The sequence below is a fragment of the Rhizobium sp. CF142 genome (assembly GCF_000281145.1).
Lineage (GTDB): Bacteria > Pseudomonadota > Alphaproteobacteria > Rhizobiales > Rhizobiaceae > Rhizobium.
In genome coordinates this window covers 1-14146 of record NZ_AJWE01000020.1, presented here as the reverse complement: position 1 = coordinate 14146, position 14146 = coordinate 1, and the positions used below count along the sequence as shown (strand labels likewise).

The 14146-nt window shown below is 60.9% G+C and carries 16 protein-coding genes and 1 pseudogene; 9 read left to right on the top strand and 8 right to left on the bottom strand.

The features are described 5' to 3' along the window. Positions 1 to 8: 8 nt before the first annotated feature. The 3 genes from typA to ppa all read left to right on the top strand — a co-directional run bounded on the left by typA (position 9) and on the right by ppa (position 3218). A complete protein-coding gene (gene typA / locus PMI11_RS05965) occupies positions 9 to 1829 on the top strand; it encodes a translational GTPase TypA (protein ID WP_007814503.1) in 1821 nt (606 codons plus the stop codon). A gap of 198 nt (positions 1830 to 2027) precedes the next feature. Beyond that, positions 2028 to 2534, top strand: a complete 507-nt coding sequence (locus PMI11_RS05960; RefSeq protein WP_007814501.1) for a GNAT family N-acetyltransferase — start codon at positions 2028 to 2030, stop codon at positions 2532 to 2534. Positions 2535 to 2681: 147 nt separating this feature from the next. Then, the gene (ppa, locus tag PMI11_RS05955; RefSeq protein ID WP_007814499.1) at positions 2682 to 3218 is read left to right on the top strand and encodes an inorganic diphosphatase; all 537 of its coding nucleotides are present in this window, start codon (positions 2682 to 2684) and stop codon (positions 3216 to 3218) included. A gap of 57 nt (positions 3219 to 3275) precedes the next feature. Here the strand turns inward: ppa and PMI11_RS05950 are convergent, their stop codons facing one another. Continuing rightward, positions 3276 to 3587: a DUF167 domain-containing protein gene (locus PMI11_RS05950; protein ID WP_007814496.1), complete on the bottom strand. Its 312-nt coding sequence runs from the start codon at positions 3585 to 3587 to the stop codon at positions 3276 to 3278. After that, complete coding sequence (locus PMI11_RS05945; RefSeq protein WP_037070792.1) at positions 3584 to 3973, bottom strand: YggT family protein; 390 nt, start codon at positions 3971 to 3973, stop codon at positions 3584 to 3586. The genes PMI11_RS05950 and PMI11_RS05945 overlap by 4 nt, the downstream gene beginning before the upstream one ends. Positions 3974 to 4036: 63 nt before the next feature. Between PMI11_RS05945 and PMI11_RS05940 the strand changes: the two genes are divergently transcribed. Further along, entirely contained in the window at positions 4037 to 5281 is a 1245-nt protein-coding gene (locus tag PMI11_RS05940) for an MFS transporter (protein ID WP_007814491.1), read from the top strand. Here PMI11_RS05940 and PMI11_RS05935 read toward each other — a convergent pair. The 6 genes from PMI11_RS05935 to hemC are packed head-to-tail and all read right to left on the bottom strand — an operon-like array spanning position 5262 to position 11097. Continuing rightward, entirely contained in the window at positions 5262 to 6011 is a 750-nt protein-coding gene (locus tag PMI11_RS05935; RefSeq protein WP_007814489.1) for a glutamine amidotransferase, read from the bottom strand. The genes PMI11_RS05940 and PMI11_RS05935 overlap by 20 nt on opposite strands. Further along, positions 5998 to 6483: a tellurite resistance TerB family protein gene (locus PMI11_RS05930; RefSeq protein WP_007814487.1), complete on the bottom strand. Its 486-nt coding sequence runs from the start codon at positions 6481 to 6483 to the stop codon at positions 5998 to 6000. The genes PMI11_RS05935 and PMI11_RS05930 overlap by 14 nt, the downstream gene beginning before the upstream one ends. 18 nt (positions 6484 to 6501) lie before the next feature. Continuing rightward, positions 6502 to 8109 carry a heme biosynthesis protein HemY gene (locus PMI11_RS05925; RefSeq protein ID WP_007814485.1) on the bottom strand — a complete coding sequence of 536 codons (1608 nt, stop codon included), beginning with the start codon at positions 8107 to 8109 and terminating at the stop codon, positions 6502 to 6504. 2 nt (positions 8110 to 8111) lie between these two features. Then, complete coding sequence (locus PMI11_RS05920; protein WP_193385597.1) at positions 8112 to 9386, bottom strand: COG4223 family protein; 1275 nt, start codon at positions 9384 to 9386, stop codon at positions 8112 to 8114. A 59-nt stretch (positions 9387 to 9445) separates the two neighbouring features. Next, on the bottom strand, positions 9446 to 10162 hold the full coding sequence (locus PMI11_RS05915; RefSeq protein WP_007814481.1) for a uroporphyrinogen-III synthase: 717 nt from the start codon (positions 10160 to 10162) through the stop codon (positions 9446 to 9448). A 5-nt stretch (positions 10163 to 10167) separates the two neighbouring features. Beyond that, a complete protein-coding gene (hemC, locus tag PMI11_RS05910) occupies positions 10168 to 11097 on the bottom strand; it encodes a hydroxymethylbilane synthase (RefSeq protein WP_007814479.1) in 930 nt (309 codons plus the stop codon). A 72-nt stretch (positions 11098 to 11169) separates the two neighbouring features. Between hemC and tsaD the strand changes: the two genes are divergently transcribed. From tsaD to PMI11_RS37970, 5 genes and pseudogenes are all read left to right on the top strand, one after another. Further along, complete coding sequence (tsaD, locus tag PMI11_RS05905; RefSeq protein WP_007814477.1) at positions 11170 to 12267, top strand: tRNA (adenosine(37)-N6)-threonylcarbamoyltransferase complex transferase subunit TsaD; 1098 nt, start codon at positions 11170 to 11172, stop codon at positions 12265 to 12267. Beyond that, complete coding sequence (locus tag PMI11_RS05900; RefSeq protein ID WP_007814475.1) at positions 12264 to 13247, top strand: NAD(P)H-dependent glycerol-3-phosphate dehydrogenase; 984 nt, start codon at positions 12264 to 12266, stop codon at positions 13245 to 13247. The genes tsaD and PMI11_RS05900 overlap by 4 nt, the downstream gene beginning before the upstream one ends. A 9-nt stretch (positions 13248 to 13256) precedes the next feature. After that, positions 13257 to 13550, top strand: a complete 294-nt coding sequence (locus PMI11_RS05895; protein WP_007814473.1) for a YciI-like protein — start codon at positions 13257 to 13259, stop codon at positions 13548 to 13550. Positions 13551 to 13555: 5 nt separating this feature from the next. After that, positions 13556 to 13987, top strand: a complete 432-nt coding sequence (locus PMI11_RS05890) for an EVE domain-containing protein (RefSeq protein ID WP_007814468.1) — start codon at positions 13556 to 13558, stop codon at positions 13985 to 13987. 6 nt (positions 13988 to 13993) lie between these two features. After that, a pseudogene (locus tag PMI11_RS37970) lies at positions 13994 to 14146 on the top strand (methyltransferase); the annotation flags it as partial.

Here is a 14146-nt window from a genome sequence, read left to right as displayed (position 1 = left end):
TATGACAAATGGCACTTCGCAACATCGCGATCATCGCGCACGTTGACCATGGCAAAACGACCCTCGTCGACGAGCTCCTGAAACAGTCCGGTTCGTTCCGCGAGAACCAGCGCGTTGCAGAACGCGTGATGGACTCGAACGATCTCGAAAAGGAACGCGGCATCACCATTCTCGCCAAGGCGACCTCGGTGGAATGGAAGGGTGTCCGCATCAACATCGTCGACACCCCCGGCCACGCCGACTTCGGCGGTGAAGTCGAGCGCATTCTCTCGATGGTGGATGGTGCGATCGTTCTCGTCGACGCTTCCGAAGGCCCGATGCCGCAGACCAAGTTCGTGGTCGGCAAGGCTCTGAAGGTCGGTCTTCGCCCGATCGTCGCGATCAACAAGATTGACCGTCCGGATGGCCGCCACGAAGAAGTCATCAACGAAGTCTTCGATCTCTTTGCCAACCTCGATGCGACCGACGAGCAGCTCGACTTCCCGATCCTCTATGGTTCCGGTCGCGATGGCTGGATGAACGTCAACCCGGAAGGTCCGAAGGATCAGGGTCTCGCGCCGCTTCTCGACCTGGTGCTCAAGCATGTGCCTGAGCCGACTGTCGAAGAAGGTCCGTTCCGCATGATCGGCACGATCCTCGAAGCCAACCCCTTCCTCGGCCGTATCATCACCGGCCGCATCGCATCGGGTTCGATCAAGCCGAACCAGGCCGTCAAGGTCCTCGGCCAGGACGGCAAGCTGATCGAAACCGGCAGAATTTCCAAAATCCTCGCCTTCCGCGGCATCGAGCGCACGGCGATCGAAGAAGCGCATGCGGGCGACATCGTCGCGATTGCAGGCCTCTCCAAGGGTACCGTCGCCGACACTTTCTGTGATCCGGCCGTTTCGGAAGCCATGAAGGCGCAGCCTATCGATCCGCCGACAGTCACCATGTCCTTCATCGTAAACGACAGCCCGCTGGCGGGCACCGAAGGCGACAAGGTGACGAGCCGCGTCATCCGCGACCGTCTCTTCAAGGAAGCCGAAGGCAACGTCGCCCTGAAGATCGAAGAAGCCGAAGGCAAGGATTCGTTCTACGTGTCCGGCCGAGGCGAACTTCAGCTCGCGGTTCTCATCGAAACCATGCGTCGTGAAGGCTTCGAGCTTGCCGTCTCGCGTCCGCGCGTCGTGATGCACAAGGATGAAAGCGGCCAGCTTCTCGAGCCGATCGAAGAAGTTGTCGTCGACGTCGACGAAGAACACTCCGGTGTCGTCGTGCAGAAGATGTCCGAGCGCAAGGCCGAAATGGTCGAGCTGCGTCCGTCTGGCGGCAACCGCCTTCGCCTGCGTTTCTACGCACCGACGCGCGGCCTGATCGGCTACCAGTCGGAGCTGCTGACCGATACGCGGGGCACGGCGATCATGAACCGCCTGTTCCACGACTACCAGCCCTACAAGGGCGTCATCGGTGGCCGCGTCAACGGCGTGCTGCTGGCCAACGCTTCCGGTGAAGCCGTCGCCTATGCAATGTTCAATCTGGAAGATCGCGGCCCGATGATCATCGAGCCGGGCGAAAAGGTCTATGCCGGCATGATCATCGGCATCCATTCGCGCGATAACGACCTTGAAGTCAATGTCCTCAAGGGCAAGCAGCTCACCAACATCCGCGCCGCCGGCAAGGACGAAGCCGTGAAGCTGACCCCGCCGATCCGCATGACACTCGATCGCGCGCTCTCCTGGATCCAGGACGACGAACTGATGGAAGTGACGCCGAAGAACATTCGTCTGCGCAAGATGTATCTCGATGCCAACGACCGCAAGCGTTTCGAAAAGTCGAAGGCAGCTCTCTAAGAGCCTCGGCTACTCCTTTAAAACCCCGGCCTTCGCGCCGGGGTTTTTTATTGTGCGCTGCGTCGATTCCGACTTGTGACAATCGTTAAAAAAGCGTTAAATTTTGCCTGTCGTCCACATATCAAGTCTGTGGGCAATCGATCACAATGCGGTCGACGCATATGGTTAATTGCCTCCGGCAGGACCAGAGTAAGCGTTATGAAGACGTTGTCGATCGATGTCCGGCGGGCTGAACCGCATGATGCCCGAGCCATTTCGGAAGCCCATCGGCTTTCCTGGCAGCATACTTATGCGGGCATCATTCCACATCGTGCTCTGACCCAGATGATCGAGCGCCGCGGTGAAAATTGGTGGCGCAAAGCTACTCGCGGCCCGGCGACATTGCTCGTTCTGGATGTGGCGGGGACTGTCGCTGGTTATGCGACCCTCGGCCTCAATCGCGCCCGCGCGCTGCCTCAGGAAGGCGAAATCTACGAACTCTATTTGCGCCCGGAATATCAGGGCATCGGCCTCGGCAAGCTGCTTTTCGGCGAAGCCCGACGGCTTTTAAAATCTCTGGGCTGCAACGGCCTGGTCGTCTGGTGCCTGGAAGAAAATGAAACGGCCGCCGACTTTTATCGCGACCATGGCGGTATCGATTTCTGCGAAGGCGTGGAAAATTTCGACCATAAGCAGATCAAAAAGATCGGCTTCATCTGGAACTGATTGCGGGTGCCGCAGCCTCGCATCCCTTGTTAGAAAAATTATATTTCTGCCCGTCTCGCATATTAAGCATTGCTTGCGAGGCATGTTGCGTTGCGTCATGAAACCGATTAACTGGCTTCGAGCAATTCAACCTCGCGGGAGTTTCCTATGCGCATCGACGCCGTTTCAATCGGTAAGAATCCACCTGAAGACGTCAACGTTATCGTCGAGGTTCCGGTCGGCGGTCATCCGATCAAGTATGAAATGGACAAGGAAGCCGGCACGCTGGTCGTCGATCGTTTCCTCTATACGCCGATGACCTATCCGGGTAACTACGGTTTCGTACCGCACACGCTTTCCGAAGATGGCGACCCGATCGACGTCCTGATCGCCAGCACCCGTCCGCTGGTTCCCGGCTGCGTCATCAATGTCCGCCCGATCGGCGTTCTGAAGATGGAAGACAATTCGGGCAAGGATGAGAAGATCATCGCCGTCCCGTCGCCGAAGCTGACGCAGCGCTATGACAAGGTCAAGGATTATACCGACCTTCCTGAGATCACGCTGAAGCAGATCGAACACTTCTTCGAGCATTACAAGGATCTGGAACCCGGCAAGTGGGTGAAGATCTACGGCTGGGGCGATTACAAGGAAGCCGGCGGGCTCATCCTCGAAGCGATCGAACGCGCCAAGAAAGAAAAGGCCTGATTCCAGCTCTACGCAATTCCCGACGCAAAACCGCTGCATAGCTTTTCGGGAATTGCCTTAGCCGAACAGCCTTTCGAGCTTTTTCATCACATCCTCCGGGTCGCCATCGATCCGGAGGATTTTTTTGCGCGACGTATCGCCGGAAGCGAGGCTGACCGAGGACTTGGCAATACCCAAAGACTTGGCGACGAGCGCTATGAGTGCCTTGTTGGCTTTTCCCTTTTCCGGGACGGCGGTGACGCGCGCCTTCAAGAGCATACCGCCTTCGCCATCTGGTTCGATCCCTTCGATGGCATCCCGCCCGCCATTTGGCGTCAGCCGTACGGCGAGACGGATGTGATCACCGGAAAGCCTCCAGGGGCGGTTCAAACGACCAGCGAGTATAGGAAGGGCTTGATCGGATTGTTGAGTATGGCCTGTATGAATATGATGATCAGCAGCAGGATAATCGGAGAGATGTCGATGCCGCCCAGATTGGGCAGAAAGCGGCGTATGGGCCGCAACGCGGGTTCAGTCGCGTTATAGAAGAACATGCCCAACTGGTTCACAAACTGGTTGTTCGAATTGATGACGTTGAATGCGTACAGCCATGAGAAAATGGCGCTGGCAATGATCACGTACCAATAAAGGTTCAAAGCCACATCGATGATTAGAAATATGGCCTGAAGAATTCCCGCCATTACCGTCTCCAGTTCGTTGTTGACAGATATGTAGACATTGGCGATTAAACGAGCAAGGGCCGTGTGGAGACGCATGGCAAATCATGTTTAACGGGTCGCTTCGCAGGCATTCCGCACCCGCTTTCTCGGAAAAGCTTCATGTCGCTTTCGCCCACCGGAGACCGTTTTGCCGCGTTCCGGCATCCGTCCTATACGCGTTTCTTCTTCGCGAAGTTCCTGCTTTCCTTCTCGCAGCAGATCGTCAGCGTCGCGGTTGGCTGGCAAATGTATGACCAGACCGGAAGCGCCATCTACCTCGGTCTGATCGGGCTTGTGCAGTTCCTGCCGTCTCTCGTGCTGATCCTCGTCACCGGTTCGGTGGCGGATCGGCACAATCGCCGCGCCATCGCCTCGATCTGCTCGCTCGTCAGCGCGCTCTGCACGCTCGCGCTCCTGGGGATGACGATCACCGGCAGCTTTTCACCGATCCCCGTCTTCATCGTGCTTTTGATCTTCGGCATCGAGCGCGCCTTTATGACGCCGGCCGTACAGTCGCTTGCGCCGAATCTGGTGCCGGAGAAAGATCTCTCCAATGCGATCGCATGGAATTCGTCCTCCTGGCAGCTGGCGGCCATCACCGGCCCTGTGCTCGGCGGTCTGCTTTATGGCGTCAGCGCTTCGACGGCCTATACGGTCGCCGTCATCTTTTCTGCGCTCGGCGCGATCCTGCTCTACATGATCCCCAAGCCGCCGCAGAAGACGACGGGCGAGGCTAGGAGCTGGGACATGATCCTCGGTGGCTTCCGCTATATCCGGGAAGAGAAAATCGTGCTTGGCGCCATCTCGCTCGATCTCTTCGCCGTTTTGCTTGGCGGCGCTACCGCACTGATGCCGATCTTTGCGCGCGATATCCTTACGCTCGGGCCGTGGGGCCTCGGCCTGCTTCGTTCGGCGCCGGGTGTCGGTGCCATCATCATGGCGATCTTTCTTGCCGCCTATCCACTGAAGCATAAGGCCGGCATGTATATGTTCATCGGCGTGGCGATCTTCGGCCTCGGTACGATCGTGTTCGGCCTGTCGACCAATACCGAGGTTTCCATCGCAGCGCTCGCCATCATGGGCGCTGCGGACATGATCTCCGTTTATGTCCGAGAGAGCCTGATTGCGCTTTGGACGCCGGACCATCTACGCGGCCGCGTCAACGCGGTCAATACGGTCTTTGTCGGCGCATCCAACGAGCTCGGGGAATTCCGCGCGGGTACTATGGCATCGGTTTTCGGCGCCGTCCCGGCCGTCATTATCGGTGGCATCGGTACGCTCGCCGTAGCCGCCATCTGGGCAAGCGGTTTTCCGAAACTCAGGAAGATCGATACGCTCGACGCGCCTATACGAGAAGCGGTGTAGCGGCTGCTGCCGACTTGCCTTCGAAGACGACATCAAGAAATTCGTCGAGCCACGCTTTAAGCGGCGCATCGAACAGCATGCGGCCTTCCAGATGTTCGCGTCCCTGCTGCGCGTTCGGCAGGATGAAGCGGTGTGCGCCGTGCACGACCCAGCGATGCATCATCACCCGTGTCAGCTCCGCATGGAATTGCAGGCCCCAGGCATTGTCGTTGTAGCGGAAGGCCTGGTTGGGATAGGCGTCGCCGGATGCCAGCAACTCGGCGCCATGCGGCAGTTCGAAACCTTCCCGGTGGAAGTGGTAGACCATTTTCGGCCAGCGCATCAGCCGCCGGCCTCTATCGGTCGTATGCAGTGGATACCAGCCGATCTCTGTCGATCCGTCACAATTGGCCGCAACCTTGCTGCCGAGCTGGCGCGCCAGCATCTGTGCACCGAGGCATATACCGAGATAGGGTCGGTTTTCCTTGAGGGGCACTTCCAGCCAGTCGATCTCCGCCTTGACGAATTCGTCTGGATCATTGGCGCTCATCGGGCCGCCGAAAATCACCGCACCGGCATGGTTTTCAAGGGTGCAAGGCAGGGGGTCGCCAAGGACCGGGCGACGAATATCGAGATCATAACCTTTCTCGACGAGAAGCTGTCCGACACGACCGGGGCTGGAGCGCTCCTGATGAAGAATGATGAGAATAGGGCGCCTGTCGCGTCTCATGCTTCTGTCAGTCAGCGTCATCCTGCACCACCTGTGCGTTCGTAACCCTTGCGGCCGCCTCCTGCCGCTTCTGAATGCGCTCACGGGAAGACACACCCAGGAGATCGGCAATCCGCCAGATCACATGGTCTTCCATTTCGCTTCGCTCGCCGTCGGCATAGACGATATCCCAGAGAATACCGATCAGCTCCAGACGCTGCTCGGTATTGAGATGTCTCTTTAGATCGGAGGTGAAGCGGAAATAATCAACCGCCGAGCTTTCGGCTTCCAGCCCCGCGGCCATCAGCGCATCGAGCTGTTTGCCGTCGAGCGCATATTGCTCCTTCAGGAGTTTGCGCAGCCGCTTCTTTTCGCTGTCCTTGATCTGGCCGTCGGCTTCCATGACCTGCATACAGAGTGCAGCAACTGCGATGCGCGGGTCATCGGGGGCAAAGCCTGCTTTGGGGCGGTCGGCGGTCAGATTCTGGAAGAATGCCTGAAAGCGTTCGAACATACGGTTTTTCGTTCCATTTCAGAAAAGGCGGAGCCGAGTCTTGGGTTCCGGTTCCATCTTGGGATCGCGGACGCCGGGGTCATCCGGCAGGCCGCCAAAAAAGGGTTTTGGTTCAGATGTGGAAGGAGCCGGCCGGGACGCGGACGGTTCGGCTGCTTTTGCCGGTGCGGGTGCCGGAGTTGCCGGGCGCACGGCTTCGGCAATCGTCGCTGCCCGTTCCAGCTCGATGATGCGGTGGTCGTTGACCACGCTTTCCGGTCGGGTTTCGCGCAGCGGCGGTAGGGTCTTCAGCGCCGTTTCGATAGAGGCGGTCGAACCTTCCTCGACCGGTCCTTCAAGCTGGCCGAACGGTGCCTTCCATTCGAAGGCGTCGAGACGGCCGGTCACCGGCGAAACCGGCAGCCATTTGTCGGAAACGAAACCATCGGCAACCCAGGCTGGATCGCGCGGTGCCTTCAGCGCCTGTGCCAGCCAATGGCGCACGCGGCCCTGATCGCCGGTCTCTGCTTCCTCGATATCCGCAAGCAAGAGGAAGGCCGCCTCGCGGGGCTCGATGCGGGCGGCAGCTTCCGCCTTGGCGCGGGCCTTGGAGAATTCCTGCGCGTCAAGCGCCGCCTGTGCGATGACGAGGAGAGATTCGACATTGTTCGGCCGCATGCTCTCCAGTCGTTCGGCGCGCTTCAGGCGATCAAGTGTTGAATCGCCGCTGCGGGCGCGGACATAGACGCGGCCAATCTCGGGATGCGGTCCAGCCTTCCAGGTCTGTTCGAGAATGGAGGCCGCCTTGCGGATGCCGCCTTCGCGGAACAGCGCCTTTGCGGCAATCAGGGCGGCGGGTACAAAATCGGCGGACAGCTTCAGTGCCTGCAGGGCATCGTCGCGGGCGCCGGCAGGGTTGCTTTCCAGCTTGTCATCGGCACGGGCCGTCAGCAGCACGGCATGCAGGCGGTTTGCCTCTGCTTTTTCGACAACCTTGGCGGCTTTCTGCTGTTCCAGCAGACGGATGGCGTCATCCCAGCGACCGGATTGGCTGCGATATTCGAGCGTCGCCTGAGCGGCCCAGGGCAGGTAGGGCGCGTTATCGGCTGCCTTTTCGGCGTACTGGCGGGCAGCTTCGTTGGCACCGAGGCGCTTGGCCTCCAGGTAAAGACCGCGCAGGCCGAGTTCGCGCGTTTCAGGATCGTTGGCCATGGCCTCGAATTTGGAACGCGCTTCATCATAGCGGCCTTCGATGAGAGCGGCCTGTGCTTCCAGGAGATTGATCAGCGGTTCCTGATCGGCGCGGATGAGGCCGCGCGAGCGGGCAGCCATCTTGCGGGCGAGCAGGGCATTGCCTGCGCCGGCAGCGATGAGGCCGGTCGAGAGGGCCTGGTAGCCGCGATCGCGTTTGCGAGCGCGGAAAAAGCGCGTCACGGAATGCGGCGAAGTCCAGATCAGGCGGACGAACCACCAGGCCACCATGACGGCGGCGATCAGCGCGATGATGGCGCTTGCCGCGACGATCAGCTTGGTCTGGTAGATCTGGCCTTCCCAGATCAGCGACAGATCGCCGGGGCGATCGGCAAGCCAGGAGAAACCATAGGCGAGAATGAGGACGAGGAGCGCGAAGATAATCAGGCGGACCATGCTCATCCTTCCCTGCCGGTGCCGGAAACGGCCTTGGAGAGAGCACCGCCAACGAGATCCTCGACGCGGATGCGAGCTTCGAGCGACTGCTTGAAGGCGGCGGAAGCCTGCTTGGCGACAGCAGGCAGGCTGTTCCATTCGGTGGCTGCGCCGGGCAGATCGCCGTTCTTCACCTTGTCCTCCATGCGCGCGGCGATCGCTTCAACGCTTTCGCCTTCGACATTGCCGACGGGGCGGACCGAGACCAGGGATTTGGCGCTCGACATAAGCCGGTCCGACCAGCTCTGGTTGGGATCCGGCTGATTGACGGATTCGACGATGGCGTTGGCGACATCGGGAACCTGACGGATCAGTTCGGCGCGTGAGGGCACGCCGGTCTCGGCAAAGCCGCGCAGATCGGTTGCAGCCGGATCATCGGGTGCTACGCCGGCAAATGTATCGAGTTCGGCGATGAAGGGGCCACCGCGGTCGATCGCGGCCTTGAGAGCTGCGGCGGCGATGGCGCGGGCAACGGCGACATCCTCGCGCGGCTCGTTCAGCTTCTTTTCGGCTTCGGCAAGGCGGCTCGTAATATCGGCGCCGTTTGAGGCCTGCTGTTCGGTGGTCTGCGCAAGGCTCGTCTTCAACTGCTCAATCTGAGCGGCCAGATCTGCAATCTTCTGGTTGAGTGCTTCGACATCGGCCGAGTCGGTCGATGTGCCGGACGCCGGTGTCTGAGGGGCCGCTTCGAGAGCTGCGATGCGCTTTTCGAGGGCACTGTTATCGACGGCTGGCATCGGATTGGCGGCAAGGCTTGCGACCGATTGCTTGAGGCCTTCGATCTCGCCGGATAGGTCGGCCACTTCCGGAGAGTTCGTCTGCTGGGTGGAGGAGCCCGGCAGATAACCGGCATATTGAATCGCGCCGGCGCCAAGCAGGGCGACAAGGCCGCCGAAAATGCCGGCGGCAATCAGGCCCGACGTGATGACGCCCTTCTGTGGCGGAGGCGGCTGTACCGGTTCCGATAGCGGGGGCTCCTTCGGGAGGGGCTCTTCCTGCGCGCCGGCAGCGCGGTCGCTCTCGTGTTCCGACAGCGGTTCACCGCCGGCTTCCGCAGCGGCTACGGCCTCAGTGACAGGTGCGTCATCGGCTGCTTGTGCGGCTTCTTCAGCAGGCTTTTCAGGATCAGTCGCCGAGGCGAAGTCCTGCGCGTCCAGGTCAATCGTGACCGGCTTGTCGGAGCTCTTCGAGTGGCGTGGCGGATTTCCCGATACCATGAGGTCCTCATTATCCTGCATTGCAACGAAACTAGACAGGGATGGCAATTAAGGGAAGAGGTTAGATCAAATTTGGGCGGCTAAAGCCTTCTAAGCAGCGACAAAAGGCTTTTTTCATCCGGCATCGGCGAAATCTCCAGGACTGTTCTCAAAACCGGTGGAACAGCTTCCGCAACAGTATTGCTGAGGCAAATGAGACGGATTTTCGGCAACTGCAGCAAAAGGGACTCTACCTGCGGGATATGAAAGAAATTTCCGGCCGTGTGGCGAGAATAGAAAAGAACAGCATCAGGAGGGCTGTTCGTCAGGAGAGCTGCGACGGCCTCTGGGCTGGGCGTGACAGGCTCCATCCGGTAACACTCGGCCACCGAGAATTGCCGCCCGAGCTCCGTCAGACGCGTCTCGAAGGTCTCGGCGCGCGGACTGCCGGCGAGATAGAGAAGCCTGTCGGCCTCGTTTGCCGCGATCAGCTCGGCCAGCTCGCGGCCGCTGCCCGACGACGCCGTGACAGAATGGAACCCCAGCTTGCGAGCCTCGTCGGCCGTCGTTTCGCCAACGGCAAAGAGACGGCGCGAAAGGTGAGGTGCCAGCGCCTCCCCCAGAGACTGCAAGGTGCGCACCGTTTCGGCGCTCGTAATGGCTATCGCCCCAGTGGTTGTTTCCAGAGCCTGCCGAGCGGCCGCCATGTCGTGGACGGGACGGGTGAGCGGCAGCAATAGTGGCTCGTGACCCAGCTCGCGCAAACGTTGAGCGGTGCGCTCGCCCGAATGCGCCGGACGGGTGACAAGCACGCGCATGCAGGCTAGCTCCAGTCCTCGAAGAAGCTGCTGCCCGCCCTTGCGCGCACGTCCTGTCCGGCGCGGGTGCCAAGTGCAGCGGCGTCGCGGCGGTTGCCGTCGATGGTGATTGCATGCTGGTGGCGGCCGTCAGGCGTGAGGATGAGGCCCGAGAAGCGGATCTGATCACCCTCGCAGACGGCGTAACCGCCGATCGGCGTGCGACAGGAGCCATCAAGGGCGGCAAGGAAGGCGCGCTCGCAGGAGACCGTGTCGAAGGTCGGCGCATCATTGATCGGCGCCAGCAGCTCGTCGATCCTTGTGTCGCCGATGCGGCTTTCGATGCAGATAGCGCCCTGGGCGGGTGCCGGTGGGAAGCTGTCGGGGTCGAGGATATCGGTGATCACCTCGACCTTGCCGAGGCGTTTGAGGCCGGCAAGCGCCAGAAGCGTCGCATCGACCTGGCCTTCCTGCAGTTTGCGCAGGCGCGTGTCGACGAGGCCGCGGAAGGTAATGACATTGATATCCGGCCGCATGCGGCGGATGAGCGCCTGACGGCGAAGCGAGGATGAACCGACGGTCGCACCATGCGGCAGGTCAATCAGCTTCGGCGCGGTGCGGCCGACGACAGCGTCGCGGATATCTTCGCGCGGAAGGTAGGCGGAGAGATAGAGACCTTCCGGCAGGACAGTCGGCATGTCCTTGCTCGAATGCACGGCAAGATCGAGATCGCCGGCGACGAGCTGCTGCTCCAGTTCTGCCGTGAAAAGTCCCTTGCCGCCGATCTCGGCCAGCGAGCGGTCGGTGATACGATCGCCCTTGGTCGTCAGCACGACGATCTCGAACATCTCCTGCGGCAGATTGTGGGCTGCCATCAGCCGGTCGCGGGCTTCGTGTGCCTGCGCGAGCGCCAGCGGGCTGCCGCGTGTGCCGATCCGGAAAGGTTTTGTTTGCATCCGCTTTGATCCGTTGTTACCGGAGTTCTCGTAAACAGGTTTATCCCCTATCGCAATCAACGAACAGGTTTCATGGCTCCCTTTCTGCGCATCCTCGGCATCGAGACAAGCTGCGACGAGACCGCTGCTGCAGTCGTCGAGCGCGATGCGGAAGGCCGCTCCAACGTGCTGTCGGATGTCGTTCTTTCCCAGTTGGACGAGCATAGCGCCTATGGCGGCGTGGTGCCGGAGATCGCCGCGCGTGCCCATGTCGAAGCGCTGGACGAGCTGATCGACGAGGCTCTGAAGCGCGCCAATGTGTCGCTCTCGGATGTCGATGCGATCGCCGCGACGTCAGGGCCTGGCCTCATCGGGGGGCTGCTTGTCGGGCTGATGACCGGCAAGGCGATCGCCAAGGCGGCCGGCAAGCCACTTTATGCAGTCAACCATCTCGAAGGCCATGCGCTGACGGCGCGGTTGACGGACGGTCTTTCCTTTCCCTATCTCATGCTGCTGGTTTCCGGCGGCCATACGCAGCTCATCCTCGTGCGCGGCATCGGCGAGTACGAGCGCTGGGGTACGACGATCGACGATGCGCTGGGCGAAGCCTTCGACAAGACGGCGAAACTGCTTGGCCTTCCCTATCCCGGCGGGCCGGCGGTGGAGCAGATGGCGCAGGACGGCAATGCCGATCGTTTCAATTTTCCGCGGCCACTTGTCGGCGAGGCGCGGCTCGATTTTTCCTTCTCGGGCCTGAAGACGGCCGTGCGCCAGGCGGCGACCGAGATTGCGCCGCTGACGGATCAGGATGTCGCCGATATCTGCGCCTCCTTCCAGAAGGCGATTTCCCGCACGATGAAGGATCGCATCGGCCGCGGCCTGCAGCGGTTCAAGACGGAATTTCCAAGCCTCCCGGAAAAGCCTGCGCTTGTGGTGGCTGGTGGTGTCGCCGCCAATCTGGAAATCCGCAGCACCCTTCAGGCGCTTTGCGACAAGAATGGCTTCCGCTTCATTGCGCCGCCGCTCCGCCTCTGCACCGACAATGCCGTGATGATTGCGTGGGCCGGGCTGGAGCGCATGGCGAAGGGCGTTGCGCCTGACGATCTCGATGTGCAGCCGCGTTCGCGCTGGCCGCTCGATACCAAGGCAGAGACCATGCTCGGGTCCGGAAAGCGTGGAGCCAAGGCATGAGCGAGCGCATCGCCGTCGTCGGATCTGGAGCTTTCGGCACGGCGCTTGCGGCCGTGGTCGCCCTGACCGGGCGAAATTCGGTAATCCTTGTCGGCCGCGATCCGTCGCTGATCGAAGACCTCAAGGCAGAGCGGCTGCATGATGCTGTTCTGCCCGGCATCCCGCTGCCGGAAACACTGGAATTCTCTGCTGAGGCGGATGCAATCGGCGGTGCAGGCATCGTGCTCTTTGCCATGCCGTCACAGGCGCAGGCGGACGCCGCGCGGCAATATGGTCCTTACCTGGCTAAGGATGCCGTTGTGGTCACCTGCGCGAAGGGCATCGAACGGAAGACCGGTGCGCTTTTGACCGACATGCTGGAGCGGGAATTGCCTGATCATCCGGTTGGCGTACTCTCGGGTCCAGGCTTTGCTGCCGACATAGCCAAGGGGCTGCCGACGGCCATGGCGATCGCTGCGGCCGACATGCAGGTTGCCGAGCGGCTGGCGCAGGCGATTTCTGGCCGCACCTTCCGGCTCTATGCCTCGGCAGACCGTATCGGCGTGCAGCTTGGCGGAGCATTGAAGAATGTACTGGCGATTGCCTGCGGCATTGTCGAAGGCCGCGGTATCGGCGATTCGGCGCGTGCGGCGCTGATTGCCCGCGGGCTTGCCGAGATGTCGCGCTTCATCGTCGCCAAGGGCGGCAATGCCGATACGGCGCGGGGGCTTTCCGGCCTGGGCGATCTCGTGCTGACGGCAACCAGCCATCAGTCGCGCAACCTGCGTTTCGGCATTGCGCTCGGGCGCGGCGAAAAGGTCGACCCTTCGCGCGGCGAATTGGTGGAAGGGGCTTTTGCTGCGGCGGTTGCCTCGCGGCTAGCCGAAGAGCTCGGCGTCGAGATGCCGATCACCGATGCGGTATCAGCGATCATCGAAGGCAAGCTCGGCATATCCGAAGCCATCGAACAATTGATGACACGTCCGATTACGACCGAATAGGAGACAGACATGCTTTTCGCCCTTCTCTGCAAGGACAAGCCCGGCCATCTCAACGTGCGCATGGAAACGCGCTCGACCCATCTTGATTATCTCAACAAGCTCAATGCCGAAGGCAAGCTTGCCATGGCAGGCCCGTTCCTCGATGCGGAAGGCAAGCCGAACGGCAGCCTCGTGATGGTCCATGCCGAAACGGCTGATGATGCCAAGGCACTCGGCGCTGCCGATCCCTATGCACTCGCCGGCCTGTTCGAAAGCGTCGAGGTGAAGCCCTTCAACTGGGTCTTCAACAAGCCGGAGGCTTAAAGGACATGGCGCACTGGCTTTATAAATCCGAGCCCGCAGCCTGGTCCTGGGAACAGCAGAAGGCGGCCGGCGAGAAGGGCACCGAATGGACCGGTGTGCGCAACTACCTTGCGCGCAACAACATGCGGGCCATGCAGATCGGCGACAAGGGTTTCTTCTACCATTCCAATGACGGGCTGGAGATCGTCGGTATCGTCGAGGTCTGCGCGCTCTCGCATCCGGATTCGACTGCGAAGGGCGACGATCGCTGGGATTGTGTCGATATCCGCGCGGTCATGGATGTGCCGAAGCCGGTGACGCTGAAGGACATCAAGGCAAACGAGAAGCTGTCCGAGATGTCGCTGGTCACCTCGATGCGGCTTTCCGTGCAGCCGGTGACGGATGACGAATGGGCTGAGGTCTGCCGCATGGGCGGTTTCGAAAACCCGCCGCGCTGAGTAGTTTTGAAAACCGACCCGGAAACCTTCATCCGCGCCAATACCAGCCTGCTTGCGCCGCCGCATGTGCCGGAAATCCGGCTGTACCTGGCCAGCGAGGCCCATGAGCTTTGGCTAAAGACGGAAGAGGAGTTGGAGGCGATCGGCCTGCCGCCGCCG

What these genes read in the sequence shown, in the direction of transcription:
- PMI11_RS05945 (WP_037070792.1), bottom strand. Translation starts at nt 3,973, where the DNA reads ATGCGTCTCCACACGGCCCTTGCTCGTTTAATCGCCAATGTCTACATA.
- PMI11_RS05920 (WP_193385597.1), bottom strand. Translation starts at nt 9,386, where the DNA reads ATGCAGGATAATGAGGACCTCATGGTATCGGGAAATCCGCCACGCCAC.
- PMI11_RS05915 (WP_007814481.1), bottom strand. Translation starts at nt 10,162, where the DNA reads ATGCGCGTGCTTGTCACCCGTCCGGCGCATTCGGGCGAGCGCACCGCT.
- PMI11_RS05900 (WP_007814475.1), top strand. Translation starts at nt 12,264, where the DNA reads ATGAGCGAGCGCATCGCCGTCGTCGGATCTGGAGCTTTCGGCACGGCG.
- hemC (WP_007814479.1), bottom strand. Translation starts at nt 11,097, where the DNA reads ATGCAAACAAAACCTTTCCGGATCGGCACACGCGGCAGCCCGCTGGCG.
- PMI11_RS05960 (WP_007814501.1), top strand. Translation starts at nt 2,028, where the DNA reads ATGAAGACGTTGTCGATCGATGTCCGGCGGGCTGAACCGCATGATGCC.
- PMI11_RS05930 (WP_007814487.1), bottom strand. Translation starts at nt 6,483, where the DNA reads ATGTTCGAACGCTTTCAGGCATTCTTCCAGAATCTGACCGCCGACCGC.
- PMI11_RS05940 (WP_007814491.1), top strand. Translation starts at nt 4,037, where the DNA reads ATGTCGCTTTCGCCCACCGGAGACCGTTTTGCCGCGTTCCGGCATCCG.
- ppa (WP_007814499.1), top strand. Translation starts at nt 2,682, where the DNA reads ATGCGCATCGACGCCGTTTCAATCGGTAAGAATCCACCTGAAGACGTC.
- PMI11_RS05890 (WP_007814468.1), top strand. Translation starts at nt 13,556, where the DNA reads ATGGCGCACTGGCTTTATAAATCCGAGCCCGCAGCCTGGTCCTGGGAA.
- tsaD (WP_007814477.1), top strand. Translation starts at nt 11,170, where the DNA reads ATGGCTCCCTTTCTGCGCATCCTCGGCATCGAGACAAGCTGCGACGAG.
- PMI11_RS05895 (WP_007814473.1), top strand. Translation starts at nt 13,257, where the DNA reads ATGCTTTTCGCCCTTCTCTGCAAGGACAAGCCCGGCCATCTCAACGTG.
- typA (WP_007814503.1), top strand. Translation starts at nt 9, where the DNA reads ATGGCACTTCGCAACATCGCGATCATCGCGCACGTTGACCATGGCAAA.
- PMI11_RS05935 (WP_007814489.1), bottom strand. Translation starts at nt 6,011, where the DNA reads ATGACGCTGACTGACAGAAGCATGAGACGCGACAGGCGCCCTATTCTC.
- PMI11_RS05925 (WP_007814485.1), bottom strand. Translation starts at nt 8,109, where the DNA reads ATGGTCCGCCTGATTATCTTCGCGCTCCTCGTCCTCATTCTCGCCTAT.